Raw genomic sequence first — 18547 nt, 5'->3', positions numbered from 1 at the left:
CTGCGGCCTCGATCGCCGGCCGGGCTGGATATATCCAGCCCGGCCGGCGATGGTCATTTCAGCCCGCTGTCGACGGCGGTCATCAGCGTCCCACTGTCGCCCGACATCTCCCAGATCATGACGCCGCCCAGCTTCTGACCCTTGAGCCAGGCGGTCTTCTTGTTGATGGACCAGACGTCGTCGAAGGTCCACCACTGGCCCTTGTCGCCCGTGTAGCCGTAGGTCGCGACGGACTGCTCGTCGTGGTACACGGTCAGATTGGGGACGGACGCGAGCAGGTTGTCGTAGCCGCGGGTGCCCGCCTCCTCCGGGAACTGGCCGGGGGCCGCGCCGCCCGCCGCCTGCCACTCGCCGCGCGCGCCGCCGTCGGCGACCTGCTGCCAGCCGCGTCCGTAGAACGCGAGGCCGAGGACGACCTTGCGCGGGTCGACGCCGGCGTCGAGGTAGGCCCGGACGGTCGACTCGACACTGAACTTCGTGGGGTACGGGTCCTGGGCGTCGGTGTAGAGATTGCCTTGGTGGCCCGTACGGTTCGGCTCCCAGCTGTTGTCGCTGCCGGAGCCGTGGAAGTCGTAGCCCTGGACGTTGGCGTAGTCCATGTAGTCGAAGACGCTGGGCGTGCCGTCCTTGGTGGTGATGTCCCAGCCCGCCTCGATCTTGCCGGGGTCGGCCGGGGTGAAGGCCGTGAGCAGGTACTTCTTGCCGGTCGTGGTGCTCAGCGCGTCGAGCTGACGGCGGAACTCGGCGAAGAGCAGGGTGTTGTTGGCCTTGTCGTCCTTCGAGACGTGGTTTCCGGCGTGGCCGTCGGAGCCCGGCCACTCCCAGTCGAGGTCGAAGCCGTCGAAGACGCCCGCCGCGGCTCCGGCGCCGCCGCGCCCGCCGGTGGGCGGCAGATTGCCCTTGATGTACATGTCGACGCAGGACTTCACGAACTTCTGCCGGGAGGCCTCCGTCCTGGCCACGTCGGAGAAGTACTTGCTGTAGGTCCAGCCCCCGACCGAGATCAGCGTCCTGAGCTTGGGGTACTTGGCCTTGAGCTTCTTGAGCTGGTTGTAGTTGCCCGCCAGCGGCTGGTCCCAGGTGTCGCCCACCCCGTCGACGGACTCACCCGCCCCGAAGCCCTTCTCGTAGTCGGCCCAGGCGTCGCCCGCGCCGTCACCCTGGTTGGGGTCCTGGGGGTTGGGCGTAGTGGCCTTGGTGACGCCGTTGAGGCAGGTGAGGTTCACCGGGTCGATGTTGGAGAAGGAGTAGTTGAGGTGCGTGAGCTTGGCGGCGGCGCCCGTGGTGTCCAGGGACTTCACCGTGTAGCCGCGCCCGTAGATGCCCCACTGCACGAAGTAGCCGACCTTGGCGTAGTCGCCCGGCTGCCCGCCCCCGCCGGTGGTCCGGACGGTCAGCGGGGCGCTGGGCTTGCCGGTCTGGTCGGCGGTGTCGCGGGCCACCACGGTGTAGGCGTAGTCGGTGCCGGGGGTGAGCCCGGTGTCCTGCCAGCCGAGCTTGGCCACGGTCGCGACCTTCGCGGGCCCGCGGTAGACGTCGTAGTTCTTGATGCCCTTGTCGTCGGTGGCGGCGGTCCACTTCAGCGAGACCGTGGTGTCGGTGACGGCGGTGGCCTGCGGGGTGCCGGGGGCGGAGGGCGGTTTGTCGGTGCCGTCACCCGTGCCCGTCCGCACGGTGACCGGCGGGGAGGCGGGACCGGTCTGGCCGGCGGTGTCCCGGGCGACCACGGTGTAGGTGTACTCGGTGTCGGCGGTCAGGCCGGTGTCGGTGAACGTGGTGCCGGACACCGTGCCGACGACGGCCTTGCCGCGGTAGACGTCGTAGTTCTTGACGCCCTTGTCGTCGGTGGCCGCCGGCCAGCTCAGCGAGACGCTGTTCTCGGTGACACCGGTGGAGACGGCCTGGCCGGGCGCGCTCGGCGGGTCGTCGCCCGAGGAGCCGTCGCAGGGGCCGCCGTCCAGCCTGCAGCCGCTCGGCTCGCCGTCACCGGAGGCGACGAAGCCGAAGGAGACGCTGGCGCCCGGGGCGATGGTGCCGTTGTACTCGCGGTTCTTCGCGGTGTGATGGCCCCCGGCGGAGGTGATCAGGGCGTCCCAGTAGGCGCCGACGGTGGTGGTGCCGGGGAAGTCCCACTCGACGGTCCACGCGTTGATGGTGGTGGTGCCGGTGTTCTTCACCGTCCACTGGCCCTGGAAGCCGCTGCCCCACTCGGAGGTCTTGGTGAAGGAGGCCGTCGCGGAGGCCGCCGCCTGGGCCGGCGCGGCCGCCAGGCCGACCAGCGTGGCGAGCGGAAGCAGCAGCACGGCGAGCACCGCGACGGCCTTGGAAGTGATGCGTTTGGTGTGTCTGGTACGTCCTGAGGTTCCTGTGCTCAAGGCAAACTCCTTGAGTGTGGGGGCACCTCCCAGCGGTGGGCTGGGGGAGTCCGGACCGATGGGTGGGGGAGGAACGGAACCTGTGCGCAGCCCGGTGAGTGTGCGTTATCTGAACACCCTCACCACAGTTGTGAGGGGAGGGTAAGAAGGTCTGGACCAACGGTCAAGAGGTCTGGACCAGGCCCAACTCCTGTGCCAGCACGGCCGCTTGCACCCTGCTGCGCAGCTCCAGCTTCCCGAGCAAGCGGCTGACGTGCGTCTTCACCGTGGCCTCCGCCATGCGCAGCCGTCCGGCGATCTCCGCGTTCGACAGCCCCGCCCCGAGCGCCGCCAGCACCTCGCGCTCCCGCCGCGTGAGCGCGTCGAGGACGGCCGGGTCGGGCGCGTTCGCCGGCCGCCCGGGCACGGGACGGGCGAACTCCGCGATCAGACGACGCGTCACGGCCGGGGAGATCAGGCCCTCGCCCCGCGCCACCGTCCGTACGGCCGCGACCAGGTCGGCGGCCTCGCTGTTCTTGAGCAGGAACCCGGCCGCCCCCGCGCGCAGCGCCCCGAAGACGTACTCGTCCAGATCGAACGTGGTCAGCACGAGGACGTCCGCCAGCCCCTCGGCGACGATCAGCCGGGTCGCCGACACCCCGTCCAGGCGCGGCATCTGCACATCCATCAGCACCAGATCGGGCCGCAGCGCACGGGCCAGCCGTACGGCCTCCTCGCCGTCGGGGGCCTCGCCGACGACCTCGACACCGGGCGCCGAACGCAGGATGAGCACCAGCCCGGACCGCACGGCCGCCTGGTCGTCGGCGACCACCACACGGATGTGCCCGGTGTCCGTCTCGTGGTCCGTCATGGTGTGGCCTCCTCGTCCACGGGCAGTTCCGCCCGTACCTCCCAGAACTTCTCCCCCTCGGAGCCGGCCACCGGGCCGGCCTCCAGGGCCCCGCCCAGCAGGGCGACCCGCTCCCGCATGCCGACCAGGCCCGCCCCCGCGCCCGGCGCCCGGGGGCCGCGCTGGTCACCGCCGAGCGGGCTGGTCACCCGCACCGTCAGCGGCCCGGCGCCCGCACCGCCCCCCTGGCCGTCGCGGGACAGCTCCACCGCCACCTCGCCCGGCGCCGCGTGTTTGACGGCATTCGTCAGCGACTCCTGCACGATGCGGTACGCCGCCAGCTCCACCGGCGCCGGGAGGGCGCCGGGGCCGCGTTCGTCCCGCAGGACGAAGACGAACCGGTCGTCACGCACGGTGGTGCGGGCCCGGGCGAGCAAAGCGTCCACGCCGTCGAGCCGGGGCGAGGCGGCGGGCTCCTCATCGGGGACCGCGTGCCGCAGGAGCCCGATGAGACGGCGCATCTCGGCGAGCCCCTGCACGCTGTTCTCCCGGATCACGGTCAGCGCCTCCCCGGACGCCTTCGGATCGTCTATCGACAGCGCGGCCGTGGAGTGGATCGCGATGGCCGACAGATGCCCCGCGACCATGTCGTGCAGCTCGCGCGCCATCCGGGCGCGCTCCGCGCCGACCGCCTCGCGCCGGTCCAGCTCGGCCAGCAGCGCGGTCCGTTCGGCCTCCAGCCGCGCGGACCGGGCGGCGTCCCGGTGCTCACGGATACCGATGCCGGTCCAGGCGGGGGCGACGGTCAGCACCCCGACGCCGAAGCCGATGAGCAGCGCCTCCGGCTCCCGGATGACGGCCAGGGCCAGCAGCGTCGCGATGCCCGTCACCAGCTCGCAGGCGCGCGGAATGCGCCGGGCGACGGAGAGCCGCCCGTACAGCGCGGCCGCGTAGACCACGTCCGTGTACATGGCGATCGTCGCGACGAGCGACCCGGTACAGATGTCGAGCAGGACGGTGACCGTGCCGATCGCGAGCCCGGTCAGCGGGGCGCCGCGCCGCAGCAGCTCGGCGCCGCACATGATGCCCAGCGCGACCAGACTCAGCCACCTCGGCAGCCCGGGCATCGGCGGGTTGCTGCTCAGCCCGAGGAACCACAGGGTGAGCCCGCCGAGCAGCCCGGCGGCCGCGATGAGCACGTCATCGCGGTGGGGACGGCGGGGAAGCCTGGGGGTGCTGGCCGGCATGGGTCCATCACAGCACGTCGCAGGGGGTGCGGGCGTCCCCCGCCGGGCGCCTTGTGAGGGGCCGCGGTACATCGAAGGATGCAGCGCGGGATCCTCACGCGCGACGACGAAACGCGGCCGGGCGGCGGCGACGCTGGAGGGGTCCCGTACGAGGGGGCGGCAAGGGAAGGAGAGACCCGTGATCGTCACGCTGATCATCGTCTGTGAGGTCGGCTTCTGGGTGCTGCTGGCCGGGGGGCTCAGCCTGCGCTACCTGGCGAAGATGCGCCGCACCGGCGCGGCCGTGCTCTTGATGGAACCCGTGCTGGAACTGGTGCTGCTGATCGCCACGGCGATGGACCTGCGGGGCGGCGCGGAGGCCGACTGGAAGCACGGCCTGGCGGCGGTCTACATCGGCTACTCGGTCGGTCTGGGCCACGCCACGATCAAATGGGTCGACCAGCGCTTCGCCCACCGCTTCGCGGGCGGACCGCCGCCGGTCAAGCCGCCCAAGTACGGCATGGCCCGCACGGTCCACGAGTGGAAGACCGCCGGGCAGTGGGTCCTGGCGGCGGTCGTCGCCATGGCCCTGCTCCAGGCCGCGATCTGGTACGTCGGCGACTCGGGCGACATCAGCTCGCTGCGCGCCTGGCAGACGAAGATGCTCTTGGTGATCGGCATCAACGTGGCCATCGCGGGGAGCTACACGATTTGGCCGAAACGGCCGAAGGACGACGCTGCCCGGCGGATCATGTGAGCGCGCACCACCGCTGCGCGGCGGTGTCCTCAAACGCCGGACGGGCTCAAATTGAGCCCGTCCGGCGTTTGAGGACGCGCCCGCAGGGCGCTCGCCGCCGCAGGCGGCACGGACGGCCCGCAGGTGATGAGGCCGCCGGCCAGGCAAGAGGCGCTCAGCCGCCGCAGGCGGCAAGGACGGCCCGTAGCCGACGATCGCCGGCCAGGCTAACGGTCACCGCCCGGTACCCAGAGGACATCGCCCAGTTCCTTGTTCGCCGTCCTCGCCAGAATGAACAGCAGGTCCGAGAGCCGGTTGAGGTACGTGGCCGTCAGGGGGTTCATGATGTCGCCGTGCAGTTCCAGCGCCGCCCAGGTGGAGCGCTCGGCGCGGCGGACCACCGTGCACGCCTGGTGCAGCAGGGCCGCGCCGGGCGTCCCGCCGGGCAGGATGAAGCTGCGCAGCTTCTCCAGGTCCGCCAGGAAGCGGTCGCAGTCCGCCTCCAGCTTGTCGACGTAGGACTGCTCGACCCGCAGCGGCGGGTACTTCGGCTCCTCCACGACCGGCGTCGCCAGATCCGCGCCGACGTCGAAGAGATCGTTCTGCACCCGGACGAGGACCTTGACGACCTCCTCCGGCAGCTGCCCCAGCGCGATGGCCACGCCGATCGCGGCATTCGCCTCGTTCGCGTCGGCGTACGCCGCGATCCGGGTGTCGGTCTTCACGGTGCGGCTCATGTCGCCGAGGGCGGTCGTGCCGTCGTCCCCGGTGCGGGTGTAGATGCGCGTCAGATTGACCATGGGGTCGAGCCTAGCTACGCACCGGCCGCGCGGAAGAGCCGTGTGCCCGCCGTCACGGACACGGCGGCCAGGGCCACCGCCGCCAGGGCGCCGTGGAGCACCGCCGGCGCCGTGTAGTGGCCGACGAACGCGGCGCGCACCGCGTCGACCGGATAGCGCAGCGGCATCAGGTGGGAGAGGGCGTCGAGCCAGCCGGGCGCCAGCGACATCGGCAGCATCAGGCCCGACAGCAGCATCGCGGGCAGGTTGACGGCGTTGACGACCGGGGCGAACGCCTGGGGAGCGGCGGCCTTCATGGCCAGCGCGTAGGACAGCGACGCCATTGCGACCGACAGCAGGGCCACGAAGGCGAAGCCGATGAGCACGCCGGGCAGTGGCGCGCGCAGGCCCATCGCGACGGCGGCGAGGACGAGCAGCCCGGCCTGGAACGTCAGCAGCACCGCGTCGCGTAACACCCGCCCCAGCAGCAGGGCGAGCCGGCTGACCGGGGTCACCCGCATCCGCTCGACCACCCCGTGCTGCTTCTCCATCATCAGCCCGATCCCGGCGAAGCCCGCGCCGAACAGCGCGAGTTGGAGCAGCAGGCCGGGGACGAGGATCTGCCAGGAGCTGCCCGTGGTGCCGAGCGGCACATCGGTCAGCAGCGGCCCGTAGAGCACGAGGTAGAGCAGGGGCATGAGCATGCCGAAGGTGACGGCCATCTTCGAGCGCAGGGTCTGCCGGGCGTAGCGGCCGAAGACCAGCGCCGTGTCGGTAAGGAGTCGGGGGACGGAGGGCATCGCGATGGCTCCTAGACGGCTACGGGGGCGGTTTCCCGGGGTGCGGGGGCGCGCCCGGTGATGGCGAGGAAGGCGTCCTGCAGGCTCGCGCCGGGGGATCCGGCGTAACGGGCCTTGAGGGCGGCCGGGGTGCCTTCGGCGGCGACGGCGCCCCGGTCGACGACGACCAGCCGGTCGGCGAGCGCGTCGGCCTCGTCGAGGTAGTGGGTGGTGAGGACGATGGTGGTGCCCCACTCGGCGCGGATGCGGCGCAGCAGGTCCCACAGGTCAGCGCGGCTGCCGGGGTCGAGCCCGGTGGTGGGCTCGTCGAGGAAGAGGACCTCGGGCCGGTGGGTCAGGGCCATGGCGACATCGAGGCGGCGTCGCTGGCCGCCGGAGAGGGCGCCGCAGGGGCGGTCCAGGAGCCCGGACAGTCCGAGTTCGAGGGTCAGTTCCGCCACCCGGGCGACGGCTTGGGTCTTGCGGAGCCGGTAGAGGCGGGCCTGGGTGAGCAGTTCCTCGCGTACGGACACGGTCGGGTCGACACCGCCGGACTGGGCGACGTACCCCGTGCGGCGCCGTACGCCCGCCGGGTCGCGTGCCAGGTCGTGGCCGGCGACGGTCGCGGTGCCACCGGTGGGGGTCAGGAGGGTGGTGAGCATGCGCAGGGTGGTGGTCTTGCCCGCGCCGTTGGGGCCGAGGAGGCCGAGGATCTCGCCCTCGGTGACGGTGAGATCGATGCCGCGTACGGCTTCGACGGGGCCTCGCCCGGTGTGGAAGGTCCGGGTGAGCCCGGTGGCGCTGATGCTGAGCCGGTCGGGTGCGTCCATGACCGCAAGAAAAGCAGAGTCTTTTAAAGTTTGCAATGACCCCAAGTTTTCAGAGGGTGCAGCGAAGTTACGATGGGGCCATGACCGAGGGGCTCAGGGAGCGGAAGAAGCGGCAGACCAGGCAGCACATCTCCGATGTCGCGACCGGCCTGTTCCTGGAGCGCGGCTTCGACGCCGTGACGATCGCGGAGATCGCGGCGGCGGCCGACGTGTCCGTCAATACCGTCTACAACTACTTTCCCGCCAAGGAGGACCTCTTCCTCGACCGGCAGGACGACGTCGTCGACTGGCTGCCGTCCGTCGTCCGGGGCCGGGCCCGGGGTGAGTCGGCGGCCCGGGCCGTGCTGCGCGCGCTGCGCGCCGAGGCCGTGGCCGTCTCGCCGCGCCTCGGACTGATCGACGGCTACGACCGCTTCCTGCGGGTCGTCGGTGAGTCACAGGCCCTCACCGCCCGTCTCGCCGCCATGGACCGGCAGGCCACCGAGGCGCTCACCGTCACCCTCGCCGAGGAGACCGGTGCCGCGCCCGGCGACGTGCTGCCGGAGCTGGTGGCCGGTCAGCTCGGCTGGGTGCGGGCCCGGCTCGCCGAGCACATCGGACGCGCGCTGTTGACGGGCCGTACGGCGCGGGACGCCTCCCGCGACGCGCTCGCCCTGCTCGACGAGATGGAGGAGCTGATGGGGGAGAAGCTCCTCGGCTACGCCGCCGGCCCGGTACGGCCAGCCGTGTGATTCCTGGGGCTGGAGTGGCTCAACTGCGGGGTGTGGCCGGGCCGCTGGGCCGTCCAGTGTGATGTCCGTCATTTGGGACGTGACGCGTATCTCTTCCTTCCCAACGGCGCGCCCACTGACGCTAAGGTCCGGGCCAGAGACCGTAAGTGAACAGGGAGTAAGGGGACAGCAGTGGCCAAGAAGCTCGCCGTCATCGGAGCCGGTCTGATGGGTTCCGGGATCGCACAGGTCTCCGCCCAGGCCGGGTGGGACGTCGTGCTGCGGGACGTCACCGGCGCCGCGCTCACGCGGGGCACGGACGGCATCAAGGCCTCGTACGACAAGTTCGTCTCCAAGGGCAAGCTCGACGCGGACGTCGCCGAGGCGGCCCTCGCCCGGATCACCGCCACCACCGACCTGGACGCGGCCGCCGACGCCGACATCGTCGTCGAGGCGGTCTTCGAGGACGTCGATACCAAGCGCGAGATCTTCCGCACGCTGGACGGTCTGGTGAAGGACGAGACGGTCCTCGCCTCCAACACCTCCGCCATCCCGATCACCAAGATCGCCGCCGCCACGCGGCGCCCGGAGCGGGTCGTCGGCACGCACTTCTTCTCGCCGGTGCCGATGATGCAGCTTTGCGAGCTCGTTCGCGGGTACAAGACCAGTGACGAAACACTCGCCATCGCGCGGGAGTTCGCCGAGGGTGTCGGCAAGACCTGCATCGTCGTCAACCGCGATGTCGCGGGCTTTGTCACCACACGCCTCATCTCGGCGCTCGTCGTCGAGGCGGCCAAGCTGTACGAGTCCGGGGTGGCCAGCGCCGAGGACATCGACATCGCCTGCAAGCTGGGCTTCGGTCACGCGATGGGGCCGCTGGCCACCGCCGACCTGACCGGTGTCGACATCCTGATGCACGCCACGGACAACATCTACACCGAGTGCCAGGACGAGAAGTTCGCCCCGCCGGAGCTGATGCGCCGCATGGTGGACGCGGGCGATCTCGGCCGCAAGAGCGGGCAGGGCTTTTACCAGCACTGAGTCTGTAACGCCTAATCGAATTCACCCCACGGGGTGAATTCGGTATCGGTTCGCTTACAGGCGGCAACTTTGTCGTGTGAGAGGCAGTCAGTTCAGTACGGCCACACCCACATCACGGACCACTCCCGGGAGCGCATATGCATATCAGGGGCGACCACGCCGAGCTGGTCGTCGGGGGGCGCCTCGACGTCCGTAACGCGGCGGACGCCCGAAGCCTGCTGCACTCCGCGCTCGACGCGGGCCGGGGCGACCTCGTCCTGGACCTGACCGAGCTGGACTCCTGGGACGCCACCGGACTCGGGGTGATCATGGGAGCCCACCGCCGGGCCGGCCGCACCGGCAGGCGGCTCGTCCTGCGCGGGGTCCCCGACCGGATGCAGCGGCTGCTGGTCGCCACCCGGCTGCACCGCATCCTCGCCATCGAGGGCGGCATCGAGGCGGAGTCCCTGCCCCGCGTGTGACCGGGCCCCCGGGCGTCCCGAAGGCCCCCGGCGTCAGATCCTCATAAGACTGTGATCTGCCCCGGCGGCATCCGCCCCCGCCGGTCGTAGATACTGGGCGCAGGTCTGAGGTTCGGTTTTCCGCCGCACACACAAAGGCCGCATAAGTAAGCCCACGGCGGGCACCGGACCAGAAGCGAAGGTCAGGCCGAGAGGGCAGGACGGCACGCCACGCATCTGGGGGGCTTTTGACCATGGACCCGACGAACCGGGGATCCGCGGACTTCCACGACGACGACCGCACGCCCGCCGACGGCGGCCCGCTGCTGCCGTCGCGGTCGGAGCCCACGGCCGCGTCGTCGAGCGCGCCCGACCCCGCGCACCAGGGGCCCGTTCGCGTCGTCCAACTGGTCACCGGCGACTACCTGCTCACCGTCAACCCGGTCGACGGCAGCGAAATAGAGCCCTGCCCGCCCGGCAGACTGACCGCCCGCCCCGAGCGCCACGGCGCCGACGAGCGGGCCGAGCTGCGCCGGGCCGCGGCCCCGCCGCCGCCCGCCCGCCCCGTCGGCCCCGAGCTGCCGCTGGTGGAGCGGGACGAGGAGCGCGAGCGGCTGACCCGGCTGCTCTCCCGCGGCCGTTCCGTGCGCCTCACCGGCCCCGCCGGCTCCGGGCGCACCGCCCTGCTGGACGCCGTCGCCGCGGACGTCGAGGGCCTGGCCCCCGACGGCGTCGTCCGCCTCAGCGGCTACCACCGCACCACCGCCGACCTGCTCTACGAACTCTTCGCCGCCGTCCACCACGCGCCGCTGCACCGCCCCGACCGGGCCGGGATCCTGGCGGCGGTGCACGAGATCGGCGCGGTCGTCATCCTGGACGATCTCGAGTTCGGCGGCAGCGCGCTCGACGAGCTGCTCGACGCGACCCCCGAGTGCGCCTTCCTGCTCGCGGCCACGCCCGACGTCGCCGCGCCCTCCCCCGACTGCCACCTCGAAGAGGTCTTCCTCGGCGGCCTCGACCGCACCGGCTGCCTGGAGCTGCTGGAAGGTGCCGTGGAGCGGCCGCTCACGGACGAGGAAGCCGACTGGGCGGCGGACCTGTGGTTCGAGTCCGAGGGGCTGCCGCTGCGCTTCGTCCAGGCCGGGGCCCTGCTGCGGCAGCGCGACCGGGCCGCCGCCGACCCCGCCGCCGTGGACGAGTTCGGCGTCTTCGCCGAGCGGCCCTACGTGGCCGAGGCGACCGGCGGCTTGGAGGAGAGCGGCGGTGGCGCCAAGCCGCCGCTGCCGAGCCTCGCGGTCAGCGCGGCGCCCGTCGGCGTGCTCGCCTCCCGGCTCAGCGAGGTCGCCCGCGACACTCTGAGCTTCGCCCTCGCCCTCGGTGGCGAGGTCCCCCACCAGGCCCATCTGCCCGCGCTGGCCGGTGACACCCACGCGGACGCCGCCGTCGGCGAGCTGCTCGCCAGCGGGCTGATCACCGCCGTCGGCGGGCACTACCGGCTCGCGGCCGGCGTCGCCGACCAACTGCTCGCCGAGGGCTACGGCACCGACAGCGCCGAGCGGGCGCACTCCGCCGCCCAGCACTACGCCTGGTGGGCCGGGCACCCCTCCGTCGCGCCCGAGCGCGCCGCCGCCGAGGCCGACGCGATCCTCGCCGCGATGGCCGTGCTGGTCGCCGACGGCGAGGCCGGACACCCGGCGGCCGCGGTGCTGCTGGCCCGTACGGCGGCGCCCGCGTTCGCCGCGGCCTGCCACTGGAGTGCCTGGGAGCGCAGCCTGCGGCACGGCCAGGAAGCCGCGCGCATGTCGGGCGAGGTAGGCGAAGAAGCGTATTTCCACCACGAGTTGGGCGTGCTGGCGCTGTGCACCGGCAACCTCGACCGGGCCCGCGCCGAACTGGAGGCCTCCATCGGGCTGCGCGGTGTGATGGCCGACAAGCGCGGCGCGGTCGCCGGCCGCCGGGCGCTCGCGCTCGTCGCCGACCGCTCCGGGCTGGCCATGGGCATGCGCGGCGTCCCCGGCGTGCCACCGCTGCCGCCGCTGCCCGGCGAGGACGGCCCCGCCCCGGCGGGCGAGGAGACCCCGGCCGCGCGGAGCGAGCAGTCCGCCACCCCGCCCTACGCCATGCCCGCCGGCCGCGCCCACGACTCGGGGGCGACCACGGTCGTCAACCACTACGGCACGGACAGCGGCAAGGCGGGGCCCCCGGCGGCGGCCGCCGGGCCCGTGGCGTCCGGCGGATCGGGCCGCCCCGCCCACCGCGAGCCCTGGACCAGGAGACTCCTGGCGGTCCGGGCCCGGCGCAATCTGCTCGCGGCGGGCGCGGGCGCGCTCCTCGCGGGCGTCCTCGGTACGGTCGTCACGCTCGGCGCCGCCTCCGGCGGCCCCAGCCACCGGCCGTCGGACCAGGTGAAGCCGGACCAGTCGGCGTCCCGGCAGGACGGTGACAACACCCTCAACGCCGATCAGCCGGCACCGGGCGCCACCGGCCGTCCGCAGGTACCGGGCAGCAACGGCAAGCCGGGCCGGTCGCAGAGCCCCGGCGCCACGCCGTCCTCGCCGGGCGCCTCCGGAAGCACGACGCCGAGCCCCGGCGACAGCGGTTCGCCGTCGGCCTCACCGTCCTCCTCGGGCGAGCCGACGAGGACCCCCACGCGGACGCCGGGCGGTGGCGACCCCACGACGCCGACGCAGAAGCCGACGCCGACCAAGACCCAGGAACCCACGAAGGACCCCCAGACGCCGACCGGGAACCCGACGACGCCCACGTCCCCCGCCGACGGCTCGAACTCCGCGAGCGGCCCGGCGCCGGGCGGGTCCGGCAGCGGGAGCGCGCCGGCGGTGTAGGCGCGGAAGGACAGCGAGGGGCCCGTGGGGTCCGTGTCATCGACACGGTCCCCACGGGCCCCTCGTCCGCTACGTCGCGGTACTTCCTAGAACAGCCGGAGCTTGTCGTCCTCGATGCCGCGCATCGCGTTGTAGTCCAGGACGACGCAGCCGATGCCGCGGTCCGTGGCCAGCACGCGTGCCTGCGGCTTGATCTCCTGCGCGGCGAAGATCCCCCGTACGGGGGCGAGGTGCGGGTCGCGGTTGAGCAGCTCGAGATAGCGGGTCAGCTGCTCGACGCCGTCGATGTCACCGCGCCGCTTCAGCTCCACGGCCACGGTGGCGCCGTCGGCGTCCCGGCAGAGGATGTCCACGGGCCCGATGGCCGTCGGGTATTCGCGACGGATCAGGGTGTAGCCGTCACCGAGCGTGGTGATGCGGTCCGCGAGCAGTTCCTGAAGGTGCGCTTCCACGCCGTCCTTCACCAGACCGGGGTCGACGCCCAGCTCGTGCGAGGAATCATGGAGGACTTCCTCCATGGTGATGATCAATTTCTCGCCCGCCTTGTTCACCACCGTCCACACGCTGCCGTCGCCCTCCTTGAGGGTGCAGGGCGGGGACATCCAGTTGAGGGGCTTGTAGGCCCGGTCGTCCGCGTGGATCGAGACGCTGCCGTCCGCCTTGACCAGGATCAGACGCGGGGCGGAGGGAAGGTGGGCGGTGAGCCGGCCCGCGTAGTCCACGGAGCAACGGGCGATGACGAGACGCATGGTGGGTCACGCTACTCGACTCCTGCCACTCCACGCGATTCGCCCCGGATGAACCCGTTCGACGAAGGACAGCGGATGGCCAGTTGTATTGCGTTCTCCTGGTGCGGCAGCAGTGGCCGATTTACCGTTGAGGCGGGCGGCCGACGTACGGGCACAGGGCGTCGTCGTCCGCCCGCCCATCCCTGTGACCCCGCTGGCGGGGTCCTCGAGAGGAGAACCCATGTCGCTCGACGTCTCACCGGCCCTCCTTGAACAGGCCGAGCGAGGCGAGGTCGACGAAGCGGAATTCGTCGACTGCGTCCGGAACTCCCTGCCCTACGCGTGGGAGATGGTCAGCTCCCTGGTGCTTCAGCTCAAGTTGGAAGGCGGCGGGTTCGCGGACAACCGGACACCGCCGCCGGACGAGCAGGCGCGCGGTCAGCTGCTGCGCGCTCTGGCGAGCGACGCGATCCGCGGTGCGCTCCAACGGCACTTCGGGGTACGCCTGGCGTTCCAGAACTGCCACCGCGTGGCCGTCTTCCCGCTCGACCCGGCGGCGGACGACCGCCTGGTCCGCTTCACCTCGATCCGGGGCCAGCTGCTGAACCAGTCGCCGGAACTACGGGACTGCTGACCCGCCTCGCTGCCGCTCCACGCGGGGGGGGAGGTGGGCGACGAGCGGTGGGCGGCAGCTCCGCACGGTCCGCGAGGGCGGGTGGCACGGTACGCGGGGGACTCGGGGGGGAAGTCGGGCGAAGGGGCGGGAAGAGGGGGTGCGGCCGGGGGCGGTTCAGAGGAGCAGCGGCAGGACCTCCGCGCCGAGCCGACGGAGATTGTCCTCGGTGGCGGCGAGATCCCCCGAGCCTTCGGTCAGCAGGGCGAAACGGCTGATGCCCGTGCGCTCGGAGGTGGCGGCCAGCCGGTCGGCGCACAGCCGGGGCGGCCCCACCGGATGAAGATCGCAGAGCAGTTCCGTGTAGTCGTACGGATCACGCATCCGCCGCGCGCGGCCGTCGACCGTCACATGCGCCGTGAGCCCCTTGTGCAGCCAGCCCGGCATGGCCTTGAGCAGGGTCTCGGCCGCGGCGGCCCGGTTGTCGGCGATCTGCACGACACCGGCGGCCACGTGGTCCGCCGTGGCGATCTCCTCCGGTGAAGTCCCGTACTCCCGGGCGCAGGTGCGCCACGCGGCGACCATCTCCGCCTTCTCCTCGTCCCCGATGTGCATGCCGAGCAGCATCGGCAGCCCGTGCCGGGCCGCGAGCCGCACGCTGTCGGGCGAGGTGCATGCCACCATCACCGGCGGGCCGGGGCGGCCGGCGCCGGTGGGGTCGAGGAGTTCGTCCGGGCGCGGGACGACCGGGACCTCGCGGAAGGCGAATCGTTTCCCGTCAGCGCTCACGCGGGGTTCGCGCAGCCAGCGCATCAGCAGTTCGAGCGACTCGGGGAACCCCTCTTCGTACGCCGCGAGGCCGGAGTTGAACACCTCCAGATCCACCCACGGCCCACCGCGTCCCACCCCGAGGGTGAACCGGCCACCGGAGGTCAGATGCAGGAGTGCCGCCTGTTCACCGAGTGCCACCGGGTGCGCGGTCGGCAACACGCTGACGGCCGTGCCCACTTCGATGGAATGTGTGCGCCCCAGCAACAGCGCGGCCAGGGTGACGGCCGACGGGCAGACTCCGTACGGTACGAAGTGGTGCTCGGCCAGCCAGACGGCGTCCAGCCCGGCCTCCTCGGCGACCTCCGCCGACCGCACCGCTCGGTACAGCGCTTCTCCATGGCCCTGACCGGGGAATTGGGCGGCAAGGACAAAAGCTCCAACGCGCATCGCTCTGACTCCTCCTAAGCGACCGACGCGGCCTCCCCCCAAAGGCAATAACGCCCGACACGTGCCAAGGGCACGGCGAAGCGGGAAGTTTTCATGATGATCGGAGAGCGGGCGGGGTGGTGCCGGAGCGCGGGTGCCCGGGCGGGCCTCCGCAGCGCGCAATACTGGTGACGGCCCGTGTTTCCAGACCTCCGAGGTGCTCCGTGTCCCCGCGCCGAAACCGCCCGCGAGGCGGCGCCGACAAACAAGCCGCCGGTCCGCGTGACGAGCGCGAACCGGTCGGCAGCCGTTACGGGCTGGAGCGCACGGAGAGCTGGCAGGGTGAGGAGTGGAACGTCCGCGTGATCGGCGGCGGCTCGGCGGCCAAGCATTACCGCTGCCCGGGCTGCGACCAGGAGATCCCCCCGGGCGTGCCCCATCTCGTGGCCTGGCCGCAGTACGGGGCCGGCGTCGAGGACCGGCGCCATTGGCACAAGGCCTGCTGGAACGCGAGGGACCGCCGGAGCGCGAGGCTCCAGCGGTCCCGTAACGCGCCGCGGTACTGATCGCGGCCGGTTCCGCTGCGCGGGGCTTGACCTTGATCGCCGGGGGCTGCTGTGTGGTGTCCTCAATCGCCGGACGGGCTGCTGTGCTCTGTCCTCAAACGCCGGACGGGCTGGTCTGGGCTGATGTCGGCTGAGCCCAGCCACATCAAGCCCGTCCGGCGATTGAGGACGCGCCCGCAGGGCGCCCTGCCGCCGCAGGCGGCGAGACGGGCCGGTAGTCGAAAAACCGCCGGAGGCCGCCGCGACGGTTGTCCTCAATCGCCGGCCGGGCTCAATTGGGCTGAGCCCGGCCGCAATCAAGCCCGTCCGGGCCGGGCTGGTGCGCTGAGCCCAGCCACTTCCAGCCCGGGCAGGGCTGGCGGTCGGGCCCAGCCACCTCCAGCCCGTCCGGCGATTGAGGACGCGCCCGCAGGGCGCCCGCCGCCGCAGGCGGCTACGACGGGCCGCACCCAATGGCCCGCCGCAGGCGAGAGGCGGTAAGGACCGGCCGGACCGGCCCAAGGCCGAGGTCAGCCCAAGGCCCAGCGCCCAGCGTCACGCGTCGCGCTTCACCAACGCCACATACGCACCGCCCAACGCCACCGCCGCCGTGCCGATCATGACCCACAGGGGTTCCCAGCCGGTCAGGCCGTCCCCGGTGCCGGTCTCCGTGGCGAAGATGCCGACGAGCTGGCTGGGGATCGAGTACTCGAAGAGCCACTCACGCACGTCCGAGAGGCTGTCGGACATCATGAACATCGCCACCACCACGGGCAGCAGCACCAGGCCCAGCATGGCCGTGATCGCCCCGGCGGAGTGCCGCAGCAGGGTGCCCACGGCGAGGGCCAGCAGCCCCAGGGTGCCCATGTAGAGGCTCACACCGACGGTGGCCCTGAGCCACTCGGCGCCCGTCGCCTCCAGGGCCAGATCGCCCACCATCGCCGTGTTGATCACGCTCACCAGCGCGGTGGAGACCAAGGTGATCACGAACGTCAGCGAGAAGAAGACGATCGCCTTGGCCGTCAGCACCCGGCCGCGGTTCGGGCAGGCGGTCAGGGTCGTGCGGATCATGCCCGTGCCGTACTCCGAGGCGATCGTCAGCACCCCGAGCGTGATCACGCAGATCGAGCCCAGCAGCAGGCCGAAGACGCCGAGGCCGAGTGCCGAGGTGTCGACCTCCTTGTTCACCGCCTTGAAGATCGTCCCGATCAGGATGCCGATGCCCACGACGAGCACGACCATGACGCCGAGCGTCCACATCGTCGAGGGAACCGACTTGATCTTGGTCCACTCGGAGGCGAGCGCGTCCCCGAGGGTGGCCTTGCGCATCGGTATCGGTGAGACGTAGCCGCCGGAGGGCGCGGTGCCCGGCCAGTAGCCCTGCTCGTGCTGGGGCTGCCCGCCGGGCGGCTGCCCCTGCGGCTGTCCCTGCGGCTGGGCGTAGCCCTGCGCGGGCCCCTGCGGGGCGGACTGCGGGGGCGCGGGGTGCTGGGGGGTGGTCATCGGGCGTCCTCGCTGTCGTGCTTGGTGAGGTCGGCGGGGGCGGGTGCGGAGGCGGGTGTGGAGGCGGGCGCGGCGGTCGGCTGCGCCGGGGCGGCGGCCGGAGCCGCGGCGGGCGGCTGAGGCTGCTGATACTGCGGTGCGGCAGGTGCGGCAGGTGCGGCAGGTGCGGCAGACCCGGCAGGCGCCGCGGCGAACTGCTGCTGCGCGTACGGATTGGGCTGTTCACCCGGCAGCACCGGATAGGGCTGGCCCTGCGGCGGGGCCCAGCCCTGCGGGGCGCCCGGCTGCCCGTACCCGGGGGCGGGCTGCTGGAAGCCGGCCATCTGGTCGGCGGTGGAGCGGTAGTCGACCGCGCCCTGGGTGAGACGCATGTAGGCCTCCTCCAGGGACGCCCGGTGCGGCGAGAGTTCCCACAGACGGACGTCCGCGCCGTGCGCGAGGTCGCTGATCCGGGGGAGGGGCAGGCCCGTGACGCGCAGCGCGCCGTCCGGCTCGGGCAGCACCTGGCCGCCCGCCTCGACCAGCGCGGCCGTGAGCTTCTCGCGTTCCTGCTGCTCGCCGTCGGGCGTGCGGACGCGGGCGAAGTCGGCCGAGTTCGCGGAGATGAAGTCGGTGACGCTCATGTCGGCCATCAGCTGGCCGCGCCCGATGACGATCAGGTGGTCGGCGGTCAGCGCCATCTCGCTCATCAGGTGCGAGGAGACGAAGACCGTGCGGCCCTCCGCGGCGAGCCGCTTCATCAGGTTGCGGACCCACAGGATGCCCTCGGGGTCGAGACCGTTGACCGGCTCGTCGAAGAGCAGCACCTGCGGGTCGCCGAGCAGCGCGGCGGCGATGCCGAGCCGCTGGCCCATGCCGAGCGAGAAGCCCTTGGAGCGCCGGCGGGCCACGTCCTGGAGGCCGACGACGCCGAGCACCTCGTCGACCCGGCGGGCCGGGATGCCGGAGAGCTGGGCGAGGGACAGCAGGTGCTGCCGCGCACTGCGCCCGCCGTGCACGGCCTTCGCGTCGAGGAGGGCACCGACCTGGCGGGGGGCGTTGGGCAGCTTGTTGAACGGGTGGCCGCCGATGGTCACCCGCCCCGACGTCGGGTTGTCCAGGCCCATGATCATGCGCATCGTCGTCGACTTGCCGGAGCCGTTGGGCCCCAGGAAGCCGGTGACGGCACCCGGCCGTACCTGGAACGACAGGTTGTACACGGCCGTCTTGGCGCCGTAGCGCTTCGTCAGGCCGACTGCCTCGATCATTCTCCGCCCCTCGCGAGCTGGTCGGGGCAATAAGCCCCCGTGAGGGTTAGGAGGATAGACGAGGGTTGACGGTTCCCGATTTGTGAGATTCCGGGGTCGGCCGTGGGTGGGGGAGCGGTCACCGAG

General features: G+C 72.2%; 17 protein-coding genes. 7 read left to right on the top strand and 10 right to left on the bottom strand.

All coding sequences use genetic code 11. From position 1 onward, the window contains the following. Positions 1-53 precede the first annotated feature (53 nt). From ACZ6MA_RS17090 to ACZ6MA_RS17080, 3 genes are all read right to left on the bottom strand, one after another. A complete protein-coding gene (locus tag ACZ6MA_RS17090) occupies positions 54-2375 on the bottom strand; it encodes a glycosyl hydrolase family 18 protein (RefSeq protein ID WP_469434516.1) in 2322 nt (773 codons plus the stop codon). Between the two features lie 163 nt (positions 2376-2538). Beyond that, positions 2539-3225, bottom strand: coding sequence for a response regulator (locus ACZ6MA_RS17085; RefSeq protein ID WP_469434515.1), 687 nt, complete (start codon positions 3223-3225; stop codon positions 2539-2541). Then, positions 3222-4451 carry a sensor histidine kinase gene (locus ACZ6MA_RS17080; RefSeq protein WP_469434513.1) on the bottom strand — a complete coding sequence of 410 codons (1230 nt, stop codon included), beginning with the start codon at positions 4449-4451 and terminating at the stop codon, positions 3222-3224. Before ACZ6MA_RS17080 ends, ACZ6MA_RS17085 begins: the two co-directional genes overlap by 4 nt. A 178-nt stretch (positions 4452-4629) precedes the next feature. Here ACZ6MA_RS17080 and ACZ6MA_RS17075 point away from each other — a divergent pair, with 178 nt between their 5' ends. Next, entirely contained in the window at positions 4630-5187 is a 558-nt protein-coding gene (locus tag ACZ6MA_RS17075; RefSeq protein ID WP_469434512.1) for a hypothetical protein, read from the top strand. A gap of 206 nt (positions 5188-5393) precedes the next feature. Here ACZ6MA_RS17075 and ACZ6MA_RS17070 read toward each other — a convergent pair whose 3' ends face one another. Genes ACZ6MA_RS17070 through ACZ6MA_RS17060 form a run of 3 tightly spaced genes read right to left on the bottom strand, consistent with a single transcriptional unit; the run spans position 5394 to position 7554 of the window. Continuing rightward, the gene (locus ACZ6MA_RS17070) at positions 5394-5966 is read right to left on the bottom strand and encodes a cob(I)yrinic acid a,c-diamide adenosyltransferase (RefSeq protein ID WP_469434511.1); all 573 of its coding nucleotides are present in this window, start codon (positions 5964-5966) and stop codon (positions 5394-5396) included. A 14-nt stretch (positions 5967-5980) separates the two neighbouring features. Next, the gene (locus ACZ6MA_RS17065; protein WP_469434510.1) at positions 5981-6745 is read right to left on the bottom strand and encodes an ABC transporter permease; all 765 of its coding nucleotides are present in this window, start codon (positions 6743-6745) and stop codon (positions 5981-5983) included. A gap of 11 nt (positions 6746-6756) precedes the next feature. Next, positions 6757-7554 (bottom strand): ABC transporter ATP-binding protein, encoded by a 798-nt coding sequence (locus ACZ6MA_RS17060; protein ID WP_469434508.1) that lies wholly within the window; start codon positions 7552-7554, stop codon positions 6757-6759. An 80-nt stretch (positions 7555-7634) separates the two neighbouring features. Between ACZ6MA_RS17060 and ACZ6MA_RS17055 the strand changes: the two genes are divergently transcribed. The 4 genes from ACZ6MA_RS17055 (at position 7635) to ACZ6MA_RS17040 (ending at position 12588) form a co-directional block, all read left to right on the top strand. Further along, positions 7635-8285, top strand: a complete 651-nt coding sequence (locus ACZ6MA_RS17055) for a TetR/AcrR family transcriptional regulator (RefSeq protein WP_469434506.1) — start codon at positions 7635-7637, stop codon at positions 8283-8285. 171 nt (positions 8286-8456) lie between these two features. Beyond that, positions 8457-9305 carry a 3-hydroxyacyl-CoA dehydrogenase family protein gene (locus tag ACZ6MA_RS17050; RefSeq protein WP_469434505.1) on the top strand — a complete coding sequence of 283 codons (849 nt, stop codon included), beginning with the start codon at positions 8457-8459 and terminating at the stop codon, positions 9303-9305. Positions 9306-9442: 137 nt separating this feature from the next. Further along, positions 9443-9766 (top strand): STAS domain-containing protein, encoded by a 324-nt coding sequence (locus tag ACZ6MA_RS17045; protein ID WP_130879951.1) that lies wholly within the window; start codon positions 9443-9445, stop codon positions 9764-9766. 233 nt (positions 9767-9999) lie between these two features. Then, the gene (locus tag ACZ6MA_RS17040; RefSeq protein WP_469434504.1) at positions 10000-12588 is read left to right on the top strand and encodes an ATP-binding protein; all 2589 of its coding nucleotides are present in this window, start codon (positions 10000-10002) and stop codon (positions 12586-12588) included. An 86-nt stretch (positions 12589-12674) separates the two neighbouring features. Here ACZ6MA_RS17040 and nucS read toward each other — a convergent pair whose 3' ends face one another. Then, positions 12675-13337, bottom strand: a complete 663-nt coding sequence (gene nucS, locus ACZ6MA_RS17035) for an endonuclease NucS (protein ID WP_418100097.1) — start codon at positions 13335-13337, stop codon at positions 12675-12677. Positions 13338-13557: 220 nt separating this feature from the next. On the opposite strand from nucS, the gene ACZ6MA_RS17030 reads away from it, so the two are divergent. Next, a complete protein-coding gene (locus tag ACZ6MA_RS17030; RefSeq protein ID WP_469434503.1) occupies positions 13558-13950 on the top strand; it encodes an SCO5389 family protein in 393 nt (130 codons plus the stop codon). 156 nt (positions 13951-14106) lie between these two features. Here the strand turns inward: ACZ6MA_RS17030 and ACZ6MA_RS17025 are convergent, their stop codons facing one another. Continuing rightward, the gene (locus tag ACZ6MA_RS17025) at positions 14107-15147 is read right to left on the bottom strand and encodes an LLM class flavin-dependent oxidoreductase (protein WP_469434501.1); all 1041 of its coding nucleotides are present in this window, start codon (positions 15145-15147) and stop codon (positions 14107-14109) included. 203 nt (positions 15148-15350) lie between these two features. Between ACZ6MA_RS17025 and ACZ6MA_RS17020 the strand changes: the two genes are divergently transcribed. Further along, on the top strand, positions 15351-15692 hold the full coding sequence (locus ACZ6MA_RS17020) for an ATP/GTP-binding protein (RefSeq protein ID WP_469434500.1): 342 nt from the start codon (positions 15351-15353) through the stop codon (positions 15690-15692). Between the two features lie 534 nt (positions 15693-16226). Here ACZ6MA_RS17020 and ACZ6MA_RS17015 read toward each other — a convergent pair. Together ACZ6MA_RS17015 and ACZ6MA_RS17010 are read right to left on the bottom strand one after the other, a co-directional pair. Next, on the bottom strand, positions 16227-17174 hold the full coding sequence (locus tag ACZ6MA_RS17015; RefSeq protein ID WP_469434499.1) for an ABC transporter permease: 948 nt from the start codon (positions 17172-17174) through the stop codon (positions 16227-16229). Further along, complete coding sequence (locus ACZ6MA_RS17010) at positions 17171-18421, bottom strand: ABC transporter ATP-binding protein (RefSeq protein WP_469434497.1); 1251 nt, start codon at positions 18419-18421, stop codon at positions 17171-17173. Before ACZ6MA_RS17010 ends, ACZ6MA_RS17015 begins: the two co-directional genes overlap by 4 nt. Positions 18422-18547: the final 126 nt, after the last annotated feature.

It is taken from the genome of Streptomyces sp. NPDC042259 (assembly GCF_055582085.1).
Note: the sequence above shows the minus strand (reverse complement) of the source record. Positions and strands in the feature narration are given on the sequence as shown.